At 61.9% G+C, this 17,102-nt stretch carries 13 protein-coding genes; 8 read left to right on the top strand and 5 right to left on the bottom strand.

The genetic code is table 11. The features are described 5' to 3' along the window. Positions 1-61: 61 nt before the first annotated feature. Positions 62-409 (top strand): STAS domain-containing protein, encoded by a 348-nt coding sequence (locus tag J8C01_RS09120; RefSeq protein WP_014100333.1) that lies wholly within the window; start codon positions 62-64, stop codon positions 407-409. A 125-nt stretch (positions 410-534) separates the two neighbouring features. Here J8C01_RS09120 and J8C01_RS09115 read toward each other — a convergent pair whose 3' ends face one another. Together J8C01_RS09115 and J8C01_RS09110 are read right to left on the bottom strand one after the other, a co-directional pair. Further along, entirely contained in the window at positions 535-4,215 is a 3,681-nt protein-coding gene (locus J8C01_RS09115) for a TonB-dependent receptor (protein ID WP_211431704.1), read from the bottom strand. A 375-nt stretch (positions 4,216-4,590) separates the two neighbouring features. Continuing rightward, positions 4,591-7,821, bottom strand: a complete 3,231-nt coding sequence (locus J8C01_RS09110; protein ID WP_211431703.1) for a TonB-dependent receptor — start codon at positions 7,819-7,821, stop codon at positions 4,591-4,593. Positions 7,822-8,554: 733 nt separating this feature from the next. On the opposite strand from J8C01_RS09110, the gene J8C01_RS09105 reads away from it, so the two are divergent. The 5 genes from J8C01_RS09105 (at position 8,555) to J8C01_RS09085 (ending at position 13,536) form a co-directional block, all read left to right on the top strand. Continuing rightward, positions 8,555-9,526: a hypothetical protein gene (locus J8C01_RS09105; protein ID WP_211431702.1), complete on the top strand. Its 972-nt coding sequence runs from the start codon at positions 8,555-8,557 to the stop codon at positions 9,524-9,526. A gap of 176 nt (positions 9,527-9,702) precedes the next feature. Then, positions 9,703-10,581 (top strand): hypothetical protein, encoded by an 879-nt coding sequence (locus J8C01_RS09100; RefSeq protein WP_148264006.1) that lies wholly within the window; start codon positions 9,703-9,705, stop codon positions 10,579-10,581. Positions 10,582-10,640: 59 nt separating this feature from the next. Then, the gene (bioB, locus tag J8C01_RS09095) at positions 10,641-11,681 is read left to right on the top strand and encodes a biotin synthase BioB (protein WP_014100327.1); all 1,041 of its coding nucleotides are present in this window, start codon (positions 10,641-10,643) and stop codon (positions 11,679-11,681) included. Between the two features lie 11 nt (positions 11,682-11,692). Further along, complete coding sequence (locus tag J8C01_RS09090; RefSeq protein ID WP_211431701.1) at positions 11,693-12,127, top strand: hypothetical protein; 435 nt, start codon at positions 11,693-11,695, stop codon at positions 12,125-12,127. Beyond that, positions 12,127-13,536 carry an aspartate kinase gene (locus tag J8C01_RS09085; RefSeq protein WP_211431700.1) on the top strand — a complete coding sequence of 470 codons (1,410 nt, stop codon included), beginning with the start codon at positions 12,127-12,129 and terminating at the stop codon, positions 13,534-13,536. Before J8C01_RS09090 ends, J8C01_RS09085 begins: the two co-directional genes overlap by 1 nt. A 2-nt stretch (positions 13,537-13,538) precedes the next feature. On the opposite strand, the gene J8C01_RS09080 is transcribed toward J8C01_RS09085, so the two are convergent. The 3 genes from J8C01_RS09080 to J8C01_RS09070 form a co-directional block, all read right to left on the bottom strand. Next, positions 13,539-14,240, bottom strand: coding sequence for a Uma2 family endonuclease (locus tag J8C01_RS09080; protein WP_211431699.1), 702 nt, complete (start codon positions 14,238-14,240; stop codon positions 13,539-13,541). Between the two features lie 199 nt (positions 14,241-14,439). Further along, the gene (locus tag J8C01_RS09075; protein WP_148264004.1) at positions 14,440-14,889 is read right to left on the bottom strand and encodes a hypothetical protein; all 450 of its coding nucleotides are present in this window, start codon (positions 14,887-14,889) and stop codon (positions 14,440-14,442) included. A 44-nt stretch (positions 14,890-14,933) separates the two neighbouring features. Then, positions 14,934-15,305: a hypothetical protein gene (locus tag J8C01_RS09070; protein ID WP_014100322.1), complete on the bottom strand. Its 372-nt coding sequence runs from the start codon at positions 15,303-15,305 to the stop codon at positions 14,934-14,936. A 326-nt stretch (positions 15,306-15,631) separates the two neighbouring features. Between J8C01_RS09070 and J8C01_RS09065 the strand changes: the two genes are divergently transcribed. Together J8C01_RS09065 and J8C01_RS09060 are read left to right on the top strand one after the other, a co-directional pair. Then, positions 15,632-16,117, top strand: coding sequence for an SPOR domain-containing protein (locus J8C01_RS09065; protein WP_211431698.1), 486 nt, complete (start codon positions 15,632-15,634; stop codon positions 16,115-16,117). Positions 16,118-16,160: 43 nt separating this feature from the next. Then, positions 16,161-17,081, top strand: coding sequence for a hypothetical protein (locus tag J8C01_RS09060; RefSeq protein WP_211431697.1), 921 nt, complete (start codon positions 16,161-16,163; stop codon positions 17,079-17,081). The last annotated feature ends 21 nt before the right edge of the window (positions 17,082-17,102 follow it).

Raw genomic sequence — 17,102 nt, 5'->3', positions numbered from 1 at the left:
ATGCCTTTCCAAAGTGAACAAGCCTTTGGAAGTGAACATCCAAGACGACTTCTGACACACGATGACGATAACTGAGCGGACAAAGGACGGGATTGCCATCCTGGAACTCCAGGGAAGCATTCTTTTGGGCAATGGGGACACGTTGTTGCGGGAACATGTCTCCCGTCTGCTGGCGCAGGGGTCGCGTGGTGTCGTGTTCAACCTGGCGGGCGTACCCTATGTGGACAGCAGCGGTCTGGGCGAAATCGTCCGGGCCATGACCTCCATCAAGCGCGCCGGTGGAAGGCTCAAGCTGGCCAGCCCCAGCCGGCGACTTGTGGATATTCTCAACATCACCAAGCTGTCTTCCATTCTTGAAACCTACGACACCGAAGAGGCAGCCGTCGCCAGCTTTCAGGCGGCTTCCTGAAGGTTTTTCCTGTCTTCGCAGAAGCAGCCCTGTCCTGAAGGCAGCAGCCAGCCCCGACATAAAAGCAGACAAAAAACCGCCGGCCACAGCGTGGCCGGCGGGCAGGTTCCCGGCTGGCGGGCAGATCAGAAAATGATCTTGAACGCCACCTGGATGTTGCGTGGGCCGTTGAAGGTCGAGGTGACACGCCCGAAGTTGGTGGCGTTCACATTCTGGTCGCCGACATTGAAGATGGGCGAGTTGAACGTGTTGAAAAACTCGAACCGCAACTCGGTGTTGACCCGCTCGTTGATGGGCGTGCGTTTGACGATGTTCATGTCGAGGTTGTAGCGCCGGGGTCCGTTGAGGATGAACCGCTGCAACGAACCGGCCCGTCCGGGCGCCGGGTTGAAAAACACCTGTCCGTTGAAGGGGGCCTGTCCGTCGGGCTGTACGGCACGGCCGTCGAAGTTGATGACATTCGGGTTGATGAAGAACAGCCCCCGTGGGGTACGGAAAATCCCCACGAGGCGCTGAAGTTGTCCCCGTGTCAGCGTCGTGTCCACGGTGTTGAGATCACCGCGCGTTCCGCCCGTCACCCGGTTGATAGTGCCCCGGCGGGAGTAAATGCCAAAGGGCGGTCCGCTCCCGATTTCGAGAAAGAACCCAACCTGGAAGCCGCCCACCAGCCGCCGCAGGAAGCCGTTGCCGGGGTCGAGCGTCTTGCCCTGTCCGAACGGCAACTCATAGATGCCGTTGGCCTTGAAAATGTGCGGGATGTCAAAGGGGGCCCGCGAGTTTTCAAGCGAGGGCTGGTTGTTGTCGAGGAGCGCCTCGAAGCGGGTCTGCCCCGTGCCGGCGGTGTTGGTCAGGGTTTTGCTGTAGGTGTAGTTGGCCTGAACGAGGAAATCACCCGCAATGCTTCTCGAAAACCGCCGCCGGAATTCCACCTGCAACCCGTGGTAGTTGGAAAAGCCGGAGTTGCCAAGGATATTCGTGGCGAGGGCGTTGGGATTGGGCTGGAAGACCACGCTGCCCGTCAGGCGGTTCGTGATGTAGATACCGGCCAGACTACCCGCTTCCCCGGTCTGGATGAGGTTGCGAACCGTTGCATTGGTCAGCAGCCCCCCACCGGCCAGGTTGGGGAACACGGTCAAGGGCTGGCTGCCGGGAATGGCCGGGTTGAAGGCGGGGTTGAACACGCCGGTTGCAGCGAGCGCCAGGAAGCCGTTTTGCCGCGCCCGGGCCACATCGGCAGCAAAGCCGTTGTTGATGACATCCAACTGGTTCAGGTCCACGGCCCGGATGAGGTTGGTGCTCCGGTTGCCCACGTACCGCACGGTCAGGACCGCGTCGCGGAAAATCTCGCGCTCAAGCGAGACGTTCCACTGCTGGTAAAACGGCGTCTGCAGGTTCCGGTCAGGGCTGCCGAAGGCCGTGTTGGTGGTAATGGCAAACTGGCTGGCGTAGCTGTAGGGGACATTGAAGGGCGGCGGTGCCAGCAGGGTGTTGATCAGGTTCGTGGCATTGCTGAGCCGCGGCCCGGCAGCCTGGATTTGCGCCAGGGTGGGGGCCAGCGATGTGCTGAGGCCGGGATTGGTCAGGATGGAGTTATCCGCTGCGCGGATAGCTTCATCGTTGACATAGGCCAGCGAGTAGCCGCCACGCAGCACGGTTGGCTGGCCCAGTCCTTTGATGTCCCACGCCACGCTGACGTTCGGGGCAAAGTTGTTGCGGTCAGGACGCCAGAACCGGCCGGCAAAGTTGACGATGCCGTTTGGATTGAGCAGCGTCTGGGCCGTGGTCGCGCCGGCCGGATTGACCGGCAGGAGCGCGAAGGCATTGGCTTCCGATAGCGGCGTAATGTAGTCGTAACGCACGCCAAGGTTGACCGTAACCCGGGGATGAATCCGCCACTGGTCAGTGATGTACGTGCCCAACTGGTTGAGGCGCAGGTCACGGGTTTGGGCTGCGGTTGGGTCAAAGCCGGCTGTCGGACGCGCCGCATTGACGTTGAAGGTGCGCGACAGCGACCCAATCGCCCCGCTGTAAAGTGCCAAGAAAGTATTGGCCGTCTGGAGTTGGGTCACATTGATACCGCCCGGGAACAGAGTGGCGGTCAGCGCCGCCGGGTTGCCACCCACACCCAGCACCTGCTGGCTCAGGCCGAGGGTCGGGACAGTGCCAGCTTCGTTGTAGGGGCGCACTTTCAGCCAGTCGAACTGCACCCCGAAGCGGAGGCTGTGGGCGCCAAGCTGAAGCGAGGCGTTGTCAATGATGGTGACAATCTGGGTGTCACGTCCCTGCGGCAGAAAGGTCACGTCAGGATTGGTGAAGGGCAGCCCGCTGAGGAAAAAGGGCGGGTTCTGCGACCGGTTCACGTTGAAAAACGGCGCGGTGAAGTTGGCGCCAAACCGGATTTCATTGTTGAACCGGGGTGAGATGCTCCACACCCAGGCGGCAGCGCCGAAGTTGGTCGGCCCGACATTGTTGACGATGATTGGGTTGTTGAACGTCTGATCAATGTCAGCGCGCCCAACGGTTTCATCGGCCCGCCGGTAGATGAACTCCAGGTGGTGTCGGGCATTAGGGTTGTAATCCACGCGGTAGGCGGAGGTGTCCCGGTCAAATGGCACGGAGCGGACGATTTGAAGACCCGTTGTGTTCAGGCCGTCGCCCACCGTGGTGAGGTTTGACTGGTTCGGCACCCGCGCAATGAAGGAAGCAATCGTCGGGTCAATGGAGATGCCACGCAGCGCCAGCAGGTCAATCGTGCGGCGGACGCCGGCATTGTCAATGTAAGTGAAGATGCCCCGCCGGGCATCGGGTGTCAGTACCGTGGTCGTTATCCCAGACTGGGACCGCTGCCGGATGCCCTCGAAGGTGGCAAAGAAGAACAGGTTCTTGATGCGCGGCCCGCCGGGAATGCCAACCGGGCCGCCCAGTTGGAAGCCGAACTGGTTGCGGATGAAGTTGGGCCGTGGAATGCCAGCCGCGTTGTTGAAAAAGCTGTTGGCGTTGAGCACCTTGTTGCGGTGGAACCAGAACACTTCGCCGTGGAATTCTTCCGTTCCGGCCGGCGTCACGAAGCGCACCGCCGAAGACCCCGCCACGTCCGCCGAGGCGTTGGAGGTGATGATGGTGGCCTCACCGACGCCGGCAACCGTCGGGTTGTTGGGGGAAAAGTCAATGGCATTGGCCCGGATGAAGTTGTCCTGGATGTTGATGCCGTCCTGGGTGACGACGGTCGTCGAGGCGCGTTGCCCGTTGATGACGGTGGTCGTGTTGGCCAGCCGCCCGTTGACACCGGCCTGAAGCTGTACCAGCGTCAGGGGGCTGCGCGTAAGGAGCGGGAGTTCCTGGGTTTGCCGGGCGTTGACGGTGTTCCGCACTTCGGCGTTTGTGATCTGGAGCAGGGCCTCCCCGCCTGAAACCGTGATGACATCGCTGGTGCCGCCCACCTTAAGCGTGGCGGTCACACCGTATTCCTGCCCGACATTGAGGCTGAGACTTTCGATGACACTCTTGGTAAAGCCATCGGCTTCAACGGTGACACTATAGGTCCCAACCGGGAGCAGCGGCGTCGTGAAGGTGCCGCTGTCGGTGGTGGTGCCGGTGATGGTTTGTTTGGTGCCTTCATTCGTGACCGAGACACTGGCTCCGGCCACGACGGCCCCGCTGGGGTCTCTGACCGTGATGACGAAACGACCATTGGTGGTTTGTCCAAGGACCGGCAGTGCCGCGCCCAGCCAGCCCAGCAGGACTACCAGGCCCGTTATCCAACACATCGCCCCAAACCGTGGGCGAATTCCCCAAGGTATGCGCATAGGAACATCCTTTCCAAAGATGACTGCCGGAGAGTGTGACGGCAGACGGTATCCAGATTTTTTCCAGTGCTGGATTGACAAGCAAATTCGATGCCAGAGAGTTGGCCAGAGAGTCGGGAAGGGCGCTGGCGGATGTGGCGTGCCGTGGTTTCCCAAAGAATTGCGGCTTTTTCAGGACAGTCACCGCCGGAGAGGCGTCGTCCACCGCCCTCGGCTGTGAGTGCCGTATGTCCAGATTTTCGGACGAAGGTTCAATAATTTGCGCTCCTGAAGCTTCAGGAAACGCGGGCGAGGGCGGTGGAAACCCGGCTCCAAAGAAAAAAGCCCGCCAGCGCGGGCGCTGACGGGCAAGAGGTGACAGGTTTTTGCTTTTGTTCAGAAGATGTACCGCGCGGTGAAGATCATGCTCCGGCCGCCAACGTTGGTCTGCCCAAGGTTGAGGAACAGCGCCGGGTTGGTGGCATTGTTCACCGTGTTGGACGGAATGACCGTGAAGTTCCGCCGGTTGAAGACGTTGAAGACTTCCCAGCGCACTTCGAGGGACTGCCGTTCGCCAAAGGTGCGGAACCGTTTGACGAAAGCAAAGTCGGTGCTCGCCACACCGCCGGTGCGGAGAATGTTGCGGCCGGAGTTGCCGTTGATGCCGGAGTTGACCGGGTTGGCCACGTAGAACGGATTGGTGACACCGGGGAAGCCAGTGGCCGTGCCGGGCTGTCCGGCCGGATTGATGCTGACGCGCTGCGACAGTTCCACCGTCGAAATCTGACCCGGCAGAATGCCCAGGGCATTGAAGGCGTTCAGGACGCTGAACGGCGTGCCCGAAGAGAAGGTCGAGATACCGGACATCGCCCAGCCATTGATGAGACGGTCGAAGAACGGATTGGAGATGTTGATCCGGGGAAGCTCGAACGTGTAGTTCGCCACGAACCGGTGGGGCTGGTCGAGACCGGAGCGCGCGCGATCCTGACGGAAGTTGAGCGGGTTAGCCGGCAGTGTAGAGTTGGTCTGACCGCCCAGGATGTCATCGCTGTCGTTGATGAACGCACTCCACGTGTAGTTGAGTTCATACTGGATGCCGTTGCGGAACCGCTTGCCCAGTGTGAGCTGCAGGGAGTGGTACCAGGAGCTGGCCAGCCCGTCCCCGATCAGGATGGACCCGCGCGACGGATCGCGTCGAAACGCAATGGTTTGTCCGGACGCATTGAGCACCGGCCGCAACTGCGGCAGGATGTTGGCATAGAAGGACGGGTTGTTGTTGATGGCGGTAATGTTGAAACCAATGTTGGATTCAACTTCCCGCACCAGCTTCAACCCACGTGAGCCGATGTAGAACATCCTGAACACGTAGTCATTCCACAGTTGCCGCTCAAAGCCAAAGTTGAACGACTGCTGGTAGGGCAGTGCCACGCGCTTGTTGGGCGAATACAGCCGCACCGGCAGCAGGTTGGGATTGCCCGTAAACTGCGAGGGCGTCGGCGGCGCCGGACGGTTGGCCGGAACGTACAACCGCTGCCCGGTAATGGGGCCAATGGCGATGTTGACGCCGCGTGGGAAGTTGCGGGAGTTGTTGAGCAGAATGTTGAGGAAAATCTGGTCGTAGGAGATGCCATAGCCGCCACGGATCACGGTCTTGTCTTTCCCCAGCATTGTGGCGATGAACCCATCGCCTTCCACCCGTGGGTTCCAGGCAAAACCGACGCGCGGAGCAAAGTTGTTGATGTCCGGCTCGGCGTTCGAGAAGAAGCCGAAGGGCGCGGAGACATACTCGTAACGCAGGCCCAGATTGAGCGTCAGCGACGGCAGGATGCGGTAATCATCCTGAATGAAGACGCCCATTTCATTGACGCGCGCCGGGACGAGACCCGTGCCGGCATACTGTGAAAAGCTGGCATTCCGGTCAAAGAGCAGGTCCGAAAGCGAGCCATAGGAGACCGTCCCGCGGAAGTTGGGGGCAAAGAACGAATCGAGGTTGATGCGGTTGTAGCTGCCGCCGAACTTCAGCGTGTGCTTGGAGAAGGTCCAGGTCAGGGCGTCGGTGAACTCGATGACGCGGCTGTTGCGGAACTGCGGGAAGTTGGCGTTGCCAACCGAGTTGAAGCCGCCAATCGTGATGGCTGGCGGTAAGTTCTCAGGAAAGTTGAGTGCCCGGTCCACGAAGCTGAAACGGAACTCGTTGACAACCCGCGGGCTGAACGTACGGATGTAGTTCACCGCCCCGTTGTAGTTGTCCACGTTCGTGCCGATTTCGTTGCCGGGAATGGCCGTGGGCGCACCGGGGTCGCGGCTGCGGTCCTGCAGATACCGCAGCGAGAAGCGGTCATTGTTCGTCAGGTTGACGTCGCCTTTGACGAGAATCCGCCAGAAATTTCTGCCATAAGGCAGGCTCCCGGTCAGCGCCCGGTTGAACTGCTGCACCGGTATGGTCGCCACGCTGGCATTGTCCGACGGCCGCCGGACGGTGATGGTGCCACGTGGCGTCGGGTCGTTGGCAACAGGGAACGTGTTGGTCAGGAAGGTCAGCGCGCCGGGCGCCAGGGCATCGGGACCGGTCGGATTGGCTGCGGCATAGGCCTGAAGGGCCGCAATGCCCGACGGTGCCAGCGCCACAGTAATCGGCACCGCCGTGGTGCGGAACGTATTCCGGTCAAAGCTGGTGAAGAAGAAAATCTTGTCTTTCTTGATGGGCCCGCCGAATGTGCCACCCCAGATGTTCGTCACGTTGACGGCGCGCGCCCGGCGCAGGGACTCCTTTTCACTGAAGCCCTGGGCCCGGGCGGCGCTGAACGTGCGCTGCTGGGCTGTGGTGAGGGCATCCAGCCCGTTGCCTGCCCAGGTGTAGTGCGCGATACCGCTGAATTCGTTGGTTCCCGAACGGGTGATCTGCTGCACGATGGCACCGCCGTTGCGCCCGAACTCAGCCGAAAAGTTGTTGGTGATGATCTGAAACTCCGCCAAGGCTTCCGGGGGAAGATTCTGCACCGGAATCGAAAGCGACGGGTCGTTGTTCTGCGTGCCGTCAATGAGGAAGTTGTTGGAGCGGGTCCGGGCACCATTGACAGCAAAACCGGAACCGGGCCGCCCGTTCTGGTTGTTGACGACACCGGGTTGCAGCAGCGCCAGCCCGTTGAGCGTGTTGCGTCCGGGCAGTTGCAGAATCCGGCGCGCATCCACTTCCTTGCTCACCTGGCTGCGGGTTGTCTCGATGAGGGTGGCCTCACCTGTCACCGTGATGACTTCCTGGCTGCTGCCGGCCTTGAGTTCGGCATCCACGATGGCGTCCCGCGCCGCCGTGACGTTGATTTGCTCACGGACAAGGGTCTCGAAGGAGTCGGCCGAGATGCGGACGGCATACCGCCCGCCGGGCAGGGAGCGCACGGTGTAGGTGCCGTCGCTGCCGCTGACGACTTCACGGGTTTCTCCGGTGTCCATGTTCTTGACCTCGATGCGCGCGCCGACAATGGCCGCGCCCGTCTGGTCGGTCACCCGCCCGGAGATGTTGCCGTAGATGGTTTGCGCGATGGCTGCCACGTTGGTCAGTCCCACAAGGACCAGACCGACCAGCAGGCACCGGATACCGGCGTACCACCCGTGCCGCGTGGACCGCACAGAGTTTGCTTTCTGTACGTGCATGGGGATTACCTCTCTTACTCAGAAAAGATCGCAGAGGACGCTGAGGCGCGCCCTCAAGCTTATGAGAAGCTGTCCTGGTTACAGGCAGCAAAATCTGTGCCAGAAATCTGACAAACGCCGCCAGCCAGTCACTTGTCACCACTGATCCAGTTGCCAGATAACACCATAGCAGACGGTGTACCGGCACATCGCACGGGGCGTACGTCCGGTGTTCACGGGTGTCAATCCGTATTTTTTTCGACCATGCTTCATTTTTTTGAATGACATTGCACTTTTTGGATAGCAGGGGGCAGCCGCCAGTGCCAAACGAAAGCCCCGCCCGAACCCGGCGAGACCGTTCCCGCGCGGAAGGGGGACCATCCGCGACAAGACGTTCTTCCAGGGCTTTGCCAAGCTGCTTGGCTTTGCCAACCTGACTCGCACCGGGCAGTTGCTCGGGCCCGCAGACCCGCAGTTCCGGCAGGCGCTGCAAACGGCTGGCTTTCGGTGCGCGCCAGTTTGTAGTGCCTGTATCTTGACTGGCCACTGCTGACCCACACACGCTGCCTGGATGAACCCGGATGGGTTAGGGAACCAGACCAGCCGGCTGGACGTTGAACGGGCTGGCAACGTGCCGCCCGTCCGGCGCGCAACGGGCGCGCAACGTTTGATCCTGTTTGCCGCAAAACGGTGAACCTCACCACGGACCGCACCCGGAAAGGAGTTTGGGATGGCTTCACACGTTGGGTTCTGGACCCGCAGCCTGGCTTTGGGACTTGCCGTTCTGCTGACCAGTGGCTGCTTTGCCTGTTCGTCTTCCCGCCCGGCTCCGCAGCCGGTTGTGGCCCCGCCGGCCAAACCCTCGACAGTGACGGCAACCAGCAATGTGCCCGGGCAGGGGCTTGACTTGCAGGCGCTGATTGGTTTGACCAAGCAGGCCAAAGACGCCGAAAGCCTTGAACGGCTGCTCAATCAGCCCGGCTCCATCAACAACCTCGACCTCGATGAAGACGGTCAGGTGGATTACATCCGCGTCCAGGAATACGGCGGCGGCAACACGAAGAACTTTTCCTTTGTCGCCCTGCTCAAGGGCGGTCAGGAGCAGGAAGTCGCCAATCTCGTCATCGAGCAGACGCCGGGGCAGCCGGAGGCGACGGTACAGGTACAGGGGCATCCGGCCGTCTATGGCCCGAATGTCTATTACTCGGCGGTGCTTCCCATCGCCACAGCGCTGTTTCTGGCGTGGGCGCTGGCGCCCCGGCCGGCCCTTTACGTTTCGCCCTACGGCTTCGGCGCGTTCCCGCCCTATTATCGTCCGTATGCGCCGGTGCCGGTGGCCACCTATCGGACGACCGTCACCAACTACACCCGGAATATCCCCGTGCAACGGCGGACCCAGCCGGCCATTCCGGCAGCCACGCCGTCGCCCAATGCCGCCAAGGTGGCCCCCAGCTTCCGCCAGCCGCTCACCCAGCCAGGCCAGACCCAGCGGCAGTTTCAGCAGCGGGATGGCAACCGTCCAGTGGCCTCTGGCGGTTTTGGGCAGGGGCCGGCCTCGCAGCGCGCCACACCGCCTCCTTCCGCACCGGCGGCACGTCCGATGACGCCGCCGGGCAGTGTTCGTCCGGCGGCACCGCCGCCCTCCGTGGCACGCCCGGCACCACCACCACGGAACTTCAACACCCGCGGCCGGCGCAACTGACGGGCTGTGTTCACACGCTCCGCGCCTGAAGTTGACTTGCCATCAGACCTGCCCGGCTGGCGCCGCCCCGGTGGATGTTGTCCATCCGCCGGGCCGGCCCTGGCCGGCAATGCGCCGTCTGCCCTTGCGAACCTGACCCTACAGCCCTGAACCCCTACCAGCGAGGACGGATGCCCATGACGAAACACACCTACACCCTGACCGAAGCCCAGCGCCGCAGCTTTGCCAGCATCTTCGTGCTCGACAAGATGGTGCGCAAAGGCCGACGCTTTGCCGTGGCTCCCACCGACCCGGACGAAATGGTGCTGCGGGACGTACTCCAGATGCTGTTCAACGAGCACCTCATCGAAATCCAAGGCGCTTACTACGTTCCGACAGAAGAAGGCAAGGCGCGGGTACGTACCTTTCGCCAGCGGTATGAGGAATACCTTACGGTCTATGACATCTACTGTGCCGTGGACCTGGCGACCGGCGAGTTTGCCTTTGAACGCTACTACGACTTCGACGACGCCGGTTGGCAGCTCTACCTCCAGCAGGAACGCTGGGAAGACCTGCGCGTGGCTGTGGCCATCTACAAAAAGCTCGATCCGGTCGAAATCGTCTTTATGTCCTTCGTGATGGAAGGGCGCTTTGACGACTATGCCGATGGAAAGTGGGAACTGGGGATTCTGTCAGGCGAACTGTGGGATGAAATCCTGGCCATCGTGAACTCGAATCTGCATCCCTGTGAACTGGGCTACACGACGACCGATCCCAATGACCCCAGCCGCACGCTCGAAGTCACTTCCGATGACGTAATGCAGGACCTGCTGACGCGCGGCGGGCAGATCATGCTGGAGTTGGTACGGCGCGGGCAGGAAATCGAAGCCGAACAGCGGGCGCTGGAAGCGGCTTCGGCGTCTCCCGCCACCACGACTACCACCACGACGGAGACCGTGTACGACTACGATTTTGTCATCACAGACCCGTATGTGTACTATACGCCGTACCTCAGTCCGTACTACGTCAGCCCGGTGTGGACCGTCCCGCTCTACCCGACTGTCGTCGTGTTCTGAAGGGCCTCCCGGCTGTGTTCGCCGTGGTGATTTCTGAAAGGCATCGAGACTGACTTCACATGTCACAACCTCTGGTTCGCTTCGACTGGACGCGCGACGAACTGCGCGCCCTTCACGACCTGCCCCTGCTGGAACTCATCCACCGGGCAGCCACGGTACACCGCACCTGCCACGACCCGCAGGAAGTCCAGGTCTGCCGTCTGATTTCCATCAAAACCGGCGGCTGCCCGGAAGACTGTGGTTACTGTTCGCAGTCCGCGCACTATGAAACGGGTATAGCGGCACAACCTCTGCTTGACAAAGCAACCGTCGTGGCGATTGCCGAGCGCGCCAAAGCGCACGGGGTCAGTCGGGTCTGCCTCGGTGCGGCGTGGCGCAACGTCCGCGACGATGCCCAGTTCGAGGCCGTGCTGGACATCGTGCGCAGCGTCAATGCGCTGGGCATTGAAGTCTGCTGTACCTTGGGCATGCTGACCGAGGCCCAGGCCCGGCGGCTCGAAGAAGCCGGGCTGTACGCCTACAACCACAACCTCGATACGTCGCGTGAGTATTACGGGCGGGTAGTCACGACCCGCACGTACGACGACCGCCTGGAGACGCTTGCCAACGTACGCAAAACCGGCGTGACCCTCTGCACGGGGGGCATCCTTGGTCTGGGCGAAAGCACTGACGACCGCATCGGCTTGCTGCACACGCTGGCGACAATGAACCCGCACCCGGAATCCGTGCCGATCAACCTGCTGACGCGCGTGCCGGGGACGCCAATGGAAAACGAGGCTGAGGTTTCCGTTTGGGAAACGCTGCGGGTGATTGCCACGGCGCGCATTGCCATGCCGCGTTCGGTCATTCGCCTCTCGGCCGGCCGCACACAACTTTCCGAAGAAGCCCAGGCGCTGTGCTTTCTGGCCGGGGCGAACTCGATTTTTTCCAGCGATGCCAGAATGATGCTCACCAGGGTGTCGCCGACAAACGACTATGACGAAGACGCGCAGCTTCTGAACAAGCTGGGGCTGCATCCGCGTGTGCCGTTCAAGGATGCGCCGAACGCGAAGACGGCAGGTTGTGCTTCGGCAGCTACCGCAACCCTTCAGGAGAAATGAGATTCAGAAGTATGCTGCGCAGGTTTTCAAGACGCGAGTTGATGGTCGGGGCGGTCGTGTCGCTGGCAACGGCGGTGTCTCCTGTTTTGGGGCAAAGCAGGCGGGCGACGCGCATCCGCTTTACGCCCGGCGCTTCATCCTCCACGGTGACGGGGGTGCTGCCGCCCCGGACAACGTGGCGCAAATATGTTCTTCGGGCTAACGCCGGGCAAACCCTGACCTTTGCCGTGAGTCGGACAAATCCCCAATTGGGCGTTTCGGTCTATGATGAGATAGACGGAAAGGAAGAGCCGGGCGGCGAACCGCTCACCGGTGTCGCGCCACCGACCCGCACTGGAGAAGTGACACTTCCAGTGAGGGGGGATTACTTTCTGTATGTTTGGCCGATCAAGCCCGTGAAGCTCACCACTCCCATCAAATACTCACTCACGGTTGAGATTCGCTAGTGCAGATTCATAAGTTCGGGGGCACGTCGGTAGGCAACGCCGAGCGCATTCAGCAGCTCGTTGCCATTGTGGAAGCTGAACGGAAACGGAAGACGCGGCTGGTGGTGGTGGTGTCGGCCATGAGCGGCATCACGAACCTGCTGCTCGAAGCCACCCGGAAGGCCGCGCAGGGAGACGTGGTGGCCGTTACTGCCGCCGGTGCGACCTTGCGGGCGCGGCACCTGGAAGCGCTCGAACAGTTGGTGTCCGACGGTGCGGCCCACTATGCCGTGGCTGCTGAACTCGAAGCCTTCTTTGACCGCTTTGCGCGCATCGGGGAAGGGATTGCGCTTGTGGGTGAACTGCCGCCACGGGCGCAGGATTTCATTGCCGGTCTCGGTGAACGGCTTTCGGCACGGCTCGTCGCCGCCGCGCTGAACAGCCGTGGTCTGGCGTCCGTTGCGTGCGACGCCGACCGGCTGATCATCACCGATGATACCTTTGGTGCAGCGGTGCCCGACCTGGCGGCGACGGCGCTGGCGACCCGCGAACGGCTCCTGCCGCTGCTGGACGCCGGGCAGATTCCAGTGGTAACAGGCTTCATTGGTGCTACACCCGATGGCGTCCCAACGACGCTGGGGCGCGGCGGCTCGGATTACTCAGCCGGTATTCTCGGCGCGGCACTCGAAGCCGAAGCCGTGGTCATCTGGACGGATGCCGACGGCTTCATGACGGCCGACCCGCGCCTGGTGGCCGATGCCCAGGTGTTGCCCCACATCAGCTATGCCGAAGCCGGGGAACTGGCCTACTACGGGGCCAAGGTCCTGCATCCCAAGACGTTGCTTCCTCTCATCCCGAAGGGGATTCCGCTCTACATCAAAAACAGCTTTCGCCCGGAAGGCGCCGGGACGAAAGTCTCCGCCACCACTGGGGACTGGCATGCCGATGTCAAGTCGGTGACTTCCATCACCGGGCTGGCGCTGCTGACCGTCGCCGGACGGGGCATGCTCGGCGTGCCGGGGATTGCCGCCAGAACCTTTGCCGCCGTTGCGGCCGCCGGGGTCAACGTGCTGCTGATTTCCCAGTCGTCATCCGAAAACAATCTCTGCTTCATGGTTGAAGACCGGGAGGCGGAGCGTACCCGGTCGGCGCTGGTCAAGGCGCTCAGCCTGGAGTTTCACCACGGCTGTGTTGAGCGGGTGGAAGTGCTCACGCCGGTGGCGATTGTTTCCGTAGTCGGAGCCGGGATGCGGGGGCGTCCGGGAATTGCCGCGCGGATTTTTTCCGCTGTGGCCGCAGCGCAGGTCAATGTCATCGCCATCGCACAAGGCTCCTCAGAAATCAACATTTCGTTCGTTGTGAACGAATCTGAAGCCGCAGCCGCGGTCAGCGCCATCCACGAACGGTTTGAGCTGGGTGCCAGGACGTAGGTTCAGGTTACAGTGGAGCTATCCATAGCAGAAGTGGACTGCTGCCCGGCTTCCAGTTCGGTGGCCCGGCGGTGCCAGTAAGCGGCCAGTTCGTCGCCGGTCAGAAGCCGGTTGCCGTGGGCATCGGTCCAGCGCAGCCAGGTGTCGGTTCGCCCTTCAAACGTCCCGCGCCAGAGGGTCAGCCCCAGCCCCAGGTGTGGCAGTTGCATGTCCTGGCGGGCAGTCAGGCGTCCATTCTGCCGCTCGAAAACCGTTACCGGCTGGTCTGCCAGCAGTCCACAGGGGTCATAGATCACGCGGTAGGTGACGCCAAGTTGTTCATACATCTGATGCCGCCGGTCGGACGCCTCAGCCTTACCGGAGTTATGCGCCAGAAGGTCGAGAACCAGATCAGGCGCCTTACCGAGGCGCGAAACCTGGTAGATGCGATGGACAGGTTTCCACCACTCGGCTGCCAGCGTGACGCCCCGTGCCAGCAGGACATCCGGGACAACCGAGGCCGCCACGGTTGGTTCACCGGAGGTCAGCGCCACCCGCGCGGCCGCCAGAAATGGGACACCATCACCGGGACGCCAGCTCGTGTAGAGCGAAGAGACAAGCAGGCGTAGGGCTTTGTCGGCGGCAAAACCGCCAGTTTCATCGTCGCCGTGGATATCCTCGAAGTCGGGATCGTCGAGGTCTTGCAGGATGTAGGCGAGAGACATGGCGTGCGCTCCGCGCCGGTTGGGCCGGGACAGGCTGGAGACTACACAAGCCGGGCTGCCCCGCCAAGTGCCACCGGTCGGCATACCTGCCACACTTGCCCGCCATCCGAAGCTGGCGCGTGGCGGCCGGTGGCTTCCTACGGCTTTGCGCGGCTGTGGTCACCGGCCGTTACGCGCCTGGCAACCGGTTGGCGGCGTTTTACTCGAACAGGGAACGCCCGACTTCCTCAAGCACAATCGTGGTGTGCTGCTCGTCCTCCATCCAACCCCGGTTGAACAAAAAGATGAGATCACCCCGGGCACGCCCATCGGCAATCTCCAGCGTGACGTGTGGTTTCCGTCCGTAGGCCAGGCGCATGCTGAGGTCGTGGCACATTTCTGCGCCGTCCTGCTGGGAGATTTCGATGGTCAGTTGGTGGTAGAGCACGTGGCCAATGTAGATGGGCTTGGTTCGCCCGACCAGCCAGCCACGGTGAACCCGGTTGGTTTTTGAGTTGCGGAGGGTGATGGCAGCGTAGTTGGACTTCCGGTTGTCACAGGCGGGGCACAGGTAGTCAAACCGGCGCGGTCCCGGCTGAGCTACGGCCTCCATGGTTGCCCCACAGGTGCACACTTCAACTGGTGCTTCAACAGCAAGTAGCGTTGGCATCGTGTCACCCGACTTTCCCGGTCACTGAAGTCTGGCTGGAAACTTCAGTTCCCGCGATTGAGTGCGCTGCCCGCTGTCGTGCGGACAACGCCCGTGATCTTGCCGATGAGGTTTTCCACCCCTTTGTCAATGCCGTGTTTGGCCACGTTGTCCGAGACAAAGGTGAGTCCCTGGGCCAGTCCGAGGGGCACCATCAGTGGGATCATGATGACCGGTGTGATGACGGCTGTGGCCGTGATATGCGCCGTCGGTGTCTTCCCAAGCGGAGTATCCTTGAGCTGCTCAAAAACAAGTTTGCCGGTTTGGTAAATCCCCGTCAGGGGCATGAAGGGCAGACAGGTCATCGGGTAGAGAATACCCGTCACAAGCAGATTTGAGAAACCGCGTTCAAGCAGCGGCACATTCGATTCGCTCATGGCATCGTGCCTCGCAGGAACCGAGGGATGTACGCTCCGGGGACACGAGCAGTCGCCGATGATGTCAGGTTGCAGGAAACAGGCCGGCGTAGTTCTACTATCGCTGAAATCGGGCGCGAGTTCAAACTTTTCGTTGTCCAGGTGCGAGCTGGGGCGTAACTTTGCCTGGTGGGTGAGACCCTGTCTCCAGCGCGGAACGGCTTTTTAGGGCACCGTGCCGCACCGGGGATTTGGTATCGTTGGTGGCCATGAAAGTGTCACTGAAAACCGGTGTGTCCAGTCCGACCGGTTGGACGGCTGCGCCAGCACCGCTGTCAACTCCCGCCATGCCTGCTTCCCGGCCTGCCTCGCGACCGCCGGAATCATCCCCGGACTGGCTTCCGGCAACGCCCCGCCGGCGGGTGAGCGCGCTGGTGGGTGGCTATGTGGTTTGGGTGGTGTCGTGTGCCGTCTTTTTTGCGCTGGGCGTCAATGTCGGCAAGCTGTTTCCTTTTGCGCCAGCGATGCGGCGTCCGCTGCCCGTTGCTGACACTCCGCCGGAGCGTCCGCCGGAACGTGCCATTGACTTGTCCGATGCGCGCTATGCCGTGCAGGTGGCCGCCGTGGCCACGGCCGATGAGGCCAACCGGTTGGTGGCCGAGCTGAATCGCAAGGGATTTACGAGCGCTTTTGTGACACGCCCGACCGCCGAGACCGGAAATGAGTTGTACCTGGTCAAAGTCGGCCTGTACAACTTGACAACAGCCAACCAGGTCAGCGAGGAGCTGCGGCGCGACTTCGGATTTCGCGCAGCGCGGGTTGTGCCAAACTGATGACCGTCGCCGGACGGCGCTATGGGGGATGTCAATCGGGAAGATGCCTGCCAGCTATGACCTGCCTGATGCTCTGTGTTCCGCCCGGCCGACACCTGGCAGGTGGCTCCGGTGGGCGGCTGTCCTGCTGGCGGCGGGTTGGTGGGCGCTGTCGTCCTTGGGAATGCCAGCGGCAGCGCAGCAGCGGCCGCTCCTGACCGAGGACGTGGACATTGTGGAGACCGGGCGGATACGCCTTCAGGCCGGGGCTGATTTTTTCCAGAACCAGCGCTTTGGTCTGTCCGGCCTGCGGGGTGATCTCTTCCGTCCGGTGGTACTGGGCGTACACTTCGGGCTGAACAGCAATGTCGGTTTTTCTGTCGAGGGAAGTCTGCGCGACTATCTGAGCATTCGTGAGCGTGGGACAAGCGCCATTCCACTGTCCCTGGCTCCCGGCGCCACCTCGACTTCCGGGGCAAGTGATTTCACCCTGTGGACGAAAATCAAGCTGCGGAAGGAAACCCGCCGCGCACCGAGCCTTGGCGTACGGATTGGCGTCCAGCTTCCGAACAGTGATCAGGCACGCGGCATCGGACTCAATGCGACGAACGTGTTCGGGATGGTGCTTGTCGGGAAGCGGATGGCCCGGGAGCGGCTCAACCTCTTTGGCAATCTGGGTGTCGGCATCCTGACAAGTCCAGTCAAGCCCGGCGCGCAGCAGGACGTACTGACCTACGGTGCTGCGGCCATCTACCGCGTCACGGAACGGGTGGATGTGCTTGGGGAAGTGGCCGGGCGCTACAACCCCCGGACGCCGGTGCCGGGACTGGAAAGCCAGGCGCAGGTGCGTCTGGGGGCGCGCTGGCGGGCCGCCGGTTTTCAGTGGGACTTGGCCGGGGTGGCCGGGTTGACCAGGTTGAGTCCGCGCCGGGGGCTGACCTTTGGCGTGACCTATGAATTCAAAGGCTTTGAGCCAGTCAAATAACCTGCCAGTTGGTCACACCCT

The organism is Chloracidobacterium sp. D (assembly GCF_018304685.1).
Lineage (GTDB): Bacteria > Acidobacteriota > Blastocatellia > Chloracidobacteriales > Chloracidobacteriaceae > Chloracidobacterium > Chloracidobacterium thermophilum.
This window is presented reverse-complemented; position numbering and strand designations above follow the sequence as displayed.

Bases quoted from the DNA above. Each gene is read 5' to 3' on its own strand.
- J8C01_RS09120 (WP_014100333.1), top strand. From the start codon at position 62: ATGACGATAACTGAGCGGACAAAGGACGGGATTGCCATCCTGGAACTC.
- J8C01_RS09115 (WP_211431704.1), bottom strand. From the start codon at position 4,215: ATGCGCATACCTTGGGGAATTCGCCCACGGTTTGGGGCGATGTGTTGG.
- J8C01_RS09105 (WP_211431702.1), top strand. From the start codon at position 8,555: ATGGCTTCACACGTTGGGTTCTGGACCCGCAGCCTGGCTTTGGGACTT.
- J8C01_RS09100 (WP_148264006.1), top strand. From the start codon at position 9,703: ATGACGAAACACACCTACACCCTGACCGAAGCCCAGCGCCGCAGCTTT.
- bioB (WP_014100327.1), top strand. From the start codon at position 10,641: ATGTCACAACCTCTGGTTCGCTTCGACTGGACGCGCGACGAACTGCGC.
- J8C01_RS09090 (WP_211431701.1), top strand. From the start codon at position 11,693: ATGCTGCGCAGGTTTTCAAGACGCGAGTTGATGGTCGGGGCGGTCGTG.
- J8C01_RS09080 (WP_211431699.1), bottom strand. From the start codon at position 14,240: ATGTCTCTCGCCTACATCCTGCAAGACCTCGACGATCCCGACTTCGAG.
- J8C01_RS09075 (WP_148264004.1), bottom strand. From the start codon at position 14,889: ATGCCAACGCTACTTGCTGTTGAAGCACCAGTTGAAGTGTGCACCTGT.
- J8C01_RS09070 (WP_014100322.1), bottom strand. From the start codon at position 15,305: ATGAGCGAATCGAATGTGCCGCTGCTTGAACGCGGTTTCTCAAATCTG.
- J8C01_RS09065 (WP_211431698.1), top strand. From the start codon at position 15,632: ATGCCTGCTTCCCGGCCTGCCTCGCGACCGCCGGAATCATCCCCGGAC.
- J8C01_RS09060 (WP_211431697.1), top strand. From the start codon at position 16,161: ATGCCTGCCAGCTATGACCTGCCTGATGCTCTGTGTTCCGCCCGGCCG.